We start from the raw sequence: 3322 nt of genomic DNA, 5'->3' as shown, positions 1-3322 counted from the left end.
CGTTGCTCACGGCCGGGGCATCATGGCGCGGGTCAGAGGTCTTCGGGAGCCAGGTCGCCCTGTCCCTCTTCGCCCAGCTCGACGACACCGGGGTCCTCGCCCTGCGAGTCGGTGCCCGTGGACTCGGCGTGCAGATCCTCGAAGGGGATCTCGGTCTCGTCGTCGGCGATCTCGGCCGGATCGGCACCCGTCGCCGTCGCGGGGTTGATGTCGTCGGGGTCGGCACCCTCGTCCAACGCGGTCGTGGCATCCCACTCCGCCTGCGCGGGGTCGAGCGCGGGGTCCGGCTCGATGGAGGTGTCACCGTCGCGCAGCGGCTGCACGCCCGCGATTCCGACGTCGGCCGTGGGGGTGGTCGCGTCGGGGGTCGGGTCGATCGAAGCGTCGCTCATGTGGGTCCTTCCGTCGGACGCGGTGACCGCCGGGATCGGCGGTGTCTCCCATCCAACGTCGCCGGGCGATCCCCCCGGCGACCCTTGACAGGTCGGACGCAGAACGCAAAAGCCGCTCCGCCGCCCGCGGTCGCCGGGCTCTCGTGTGACGGCGGAGCGCGACACACCGCCCGCCCGAGCCCCTCGTCGAGTCGCGATAAACGCCGTCCGTGCTCATAAACGCTCCGGCACCGCGTGTCTGGTCACGGAGAGCGTTTATCGGCGAGGGAGAACGGGGCGGGGGCGCCGGGGGCGGCGGGGCTCGAGAACAGCGGCGGTCCGCCCCTATAGGGCACGAACGCCCATCCCTCAACCCCCGGGGGCCGTCGCCGGGACCACGCGAAGACTGGCGGCAGCCCCGGAAGACATCGACACCAAGCGGCAGACCTCCCGCGGGAGGCGGCCGCCGAGAAAGAGGACACCATGGCACAGGTCATCGAAACCATCGACGTCGACGTTCCCGTCCGCGTCGCGTACAACCAGTGGACGCAGTTCGAGGAGTTCCCGCACTTCATGAGCTACGTCGAGTCGATCACGCAGAAGAGCGACACCCTCACGCACTGGAAGGTGAAGATCGCCGGCGCCGAGCGCGAGTTCGACGCCGAGATCACCGAGCAGCACCCCGACGAGCGCGTCGCGTGGAACAGCGTGGGCGGCGACGAGAACCACGCCGGTGTCGTCACGTTCCACCGTCTGTCCGACGCCGAGACCCGCGTCACGGTGCAGATCGACTGGGAGCCCACGGGTCTGCTCGAGAAGGCCGGTGCCGTCCTCGGCGCCGACGACCACTCCGTCAAGAAGGACCTCGAGAACTTCAAGACCTTCATCGAGTCGCGCGGCGCCGAGTCCGGCGCCTGGCGCGGTGACGTCAGCTGACGACCGCTCCACGAACGACGAAGCCGGGTCCCGAGAGGGGCCCGGCTTCGTCGTTCTCAGGACACGGGATGCCGTGGCATCCGCCCCCGGACAGCTGTCACCACTGCGGGTGGATCTCGGCCCGCAGGCGGCGGTCGTACACGTCGCGCACGAGCGCGTCGAAGGCGTCGAGGTCGAAGCCGCCGTCGAGCAGGTCGGCCGCCTGAGCGTTGGCGGTCGCCTGCTGCGTCGACCGCGCCCCGGGGATGACGCTCGTCACACCCTCGCGCGAGGCGATCCACGCGAGGGTCGCCGCGGGCAGCGTCACGCCCTCGGGGAGCGACGCCTTGAGCTCGTCGGCGGCGGCGACGCCCTCGTCGAACGGGACGCCCGAGAACGTCTCGCCCTTGTCGAACGCCTCGCCGTTGCGGTTGTAGGAGCGGTGGTCGTTCTCGGCGAACGTCGTGGAGCGGGAGTATTTGCCCGACAGCAGTCCGCTCGCCAGCGGCACGCGCGCGAACACGGCGACGTTCTTCTCGGCCGCGAGCGGCAGGACCTCGTCGAGGGGCTTGAGGCGGAAGGGGTTGAAGATGATCTGCAGGTTGGTCAGGTTCGGCCGCCGCAACGCCGAGAGAGCCTGATCCATCGTCTCGACCGAGGCGCCGTACGCGGCGATCACCCCCTCGGACACCAGCTGATCGAGAGCGTCCCACGTGGCGTCGTCGTCGATGACGGCCGACGGCGGACAGTGCAGCTGCACGAGGTCGAGGGTCTCGGTGTCGAGAAGGCGCCGCGAGCGGTCGAGCCAGCCGCGGAAGTTCTCCATCACGTAGTTCTCGGGCACCTGGTCTTCACGTCGGCCCATCTTGGTCGCGACGGTGATGTCGTCGGCATCCCGGCTCTTCAGGAACGCCCCGATGATCTGCTCGGACCGGCCGTCGCCGTAGACGTCGGCGGTGTCGAAGAGGGTGACGCCGGCGTCGGCGGAGGCCGCCAGGACGGCGCGCGCGTCGTCTTCGCTGACATCACCCCAGTCGGCGCCGAGCTGCCAGGTGCCGAGGCCGATGGCCGAGACCTCGCGGCCGGTACGGGAGAGGGGACGCTGCTGCATTGCGGTTTCCTTTCGAAGCTCCGTCGAGCCTATCCAGCCCCTCCGACACCGGGGCCTGATCGGGCCGGATGCCGCGAACCAGCAGCGCGCAACCCCGCCCCCGCCCGCCGATCGACGACCTAGCGTGGCCTGACACCCACGGAAGGATCACCATGGACACTCCCGCCGACCGCCTGCCCGGAGCCGACGAAGAGAACCTCATCCCCGAGTCCGACGGTCTCGCCGCCGACATCCCCGCCGGCGCCGCGGGGGCCGACTCCGGCGCCGTCGGAACCGCGCGGATCGATCCCGACGACGAAGCGCGCCTGCAGAACATCTCGAGCCAGAACGACCTGCCCGGCGTCGGCACGCGCGCCGCCGACGGTCTCACCGAGCGACGCTCGGGCGAGGGCGGCTCCGCCTCGCGCCACACCGAGGACACCGGGCGGGACGACGACGAGACCCCGAAGACCCCCGCCTCTCCCCCGCGCGGCGCCGACGGCGGCGAGGCGCACGTGGACGCCGACGATCCGATCGCGGCGTTCCAACCGGGCGTCGGCCGTGACTCGGCGGCATCGAGCAAGATCGCCCAGCGCCTCCCCCACCCCGACGACGCCTGACCGGCCCGCGCGGGAGGTTCCGCCGCCGGCGCCTCCCGCGCCCGGTCCCCTCGACGGGCTCGGGAACCTCCCACCTCACCGGAGGTCGAGCCCGTGAACTCAGTGCGCCAGGCGCAGCGCGTCCTCGGCGAGGTGGAAGAAGGCGGGCATCGCCTCCGACACCGCCGCGGCGTCCGTGTCGGCCATCATCAGCACCACCGCCGCCTCCCCCGTCTCATCGCGCACGAACCAGCTGCCGGTGAGCACGCCGCGGCTCGATCCGCCCTTGAACGCCACGTACGGCCACGTTCCGACGTCGAGTCCCTGCCCCGGGTTCTCGCTCAGGA

Annotated in this window: 5 protein-coding genes; 2 read left to right on the top strand and 3 right to left on the bottom strand. The window is 71.2% G+C overall.

Annotation, left to right across the window (positions count from 1 at the left end):
- Nucleotides 1-32: 32 nt before the first annotated feature.
- Complete coding sequence (locus QZ433_RS06850; RefSeq protein ID WP_295781082.1) at nt 33-392, bottom strand: sugar ABC transporter ATPase; 360 nt, start codon at nt 390-392, stop codon at nt 33-35.
- A 462-nt stretch (nt 393-854) separates the two neighbouring features.
- Between QZ433_RS06850 and QZ433_RS06845 the strand changes: the two genes are divergently transcribed.
- Complete coding sequence (locus QZ433_RS06845; protein WP_295781079.1) at nt 855-1307, top strand: SRPBCC family protein; 453 nt, start codon at nt 855-857, stop codon at nt 1305-1307.
- A gap of 97 nt (nt 1308-1404) precedes the next feature.
- Here QZ433_RS06845 and QZ433_RS06840 read toward each other — a convergent pair whose 3' ends face one another.
- Complete coding sequence (locus QZ433_RS06840) at nt 1405-2397, bottom strand: aldo/keto reductase (RefSeq protein WP_295781077.1); 993 nt, start codon at nt 2395-2397, stop codon at nt 1405-1407.
- A gap of 152 nt (nt 2398-2549) precedes the next feature.
- Here QZ433_RS06840 and QZ433_RS06835 point away from each other — a divergent pair, with 152 nt between their 5' ends.
- A complete protein-coding gene (locus QZ433_RS06835; protein ID WP_295781074.1) occupies nt 2550-2996 on the top strand; it encodes a hypothetical protein in 447 nt (148 codons plus the stop codon).
- A 99-nt stretch (nt 2997-3095) separates the two neighbouring features.
- On the opposite strand, the gene QZ433_RS06830 is transcribed toward QZ433_RS06835, so the two are convergent.
- Nucleotides 3096-3322, bottom strand: a 227-nt coding sequence (locus tag QZ433_RS06830; protein ID WP_295781070.1) for a hypothetical protein, incomplete at its 5' end; no start/stop codon positions are given.

Origin of the sequence: uncultured Microbacterium sp. (assembly GCF_913776565.1) — a bacterium.
In the GTDB taxonomy this organism is placed as follows: Bacteria; Actinomycetota; Actinomycetes; order Actinomycetales; family Microbacteriaceae; genus Microbacterium.
This window is presented reverse-complemented; position numbering and strand designations above follow the sequence as displayed.

Excerpts from the sequence above, each read along its gene's own strand:
- QZ433_RS06850 (WP_295781082.1), bottom strand. The coding sequence starts at position 392 with ATGAGCGACGCTTCGATCGACCCGACCCCCGACGCGACCACCCCCACG.
- QZ433_RS06845 (WP_295781079.1), top strand. The coding sequence starts at position 855 with ATGGCACAGGTCATCGAAACCATCGACGTCGACGTTCCCGTCCGCGTC.
- QZ433_RS06840 (WP_295781077.1), bottom strand. The coding sequence starts at position 2,397 with ATGCAGCAGCGTCCCCTCTCCCGTACCGGCCGCGAGGTCTCGGCCATC.
- QZ433_RS06835 (WP_295781074.1), top strand. The coding sequence starts at position 2,550 with ATGGACACTCCCGCCGACCGCCTGCCCGGAGCCGACGAAGAGAACCTC.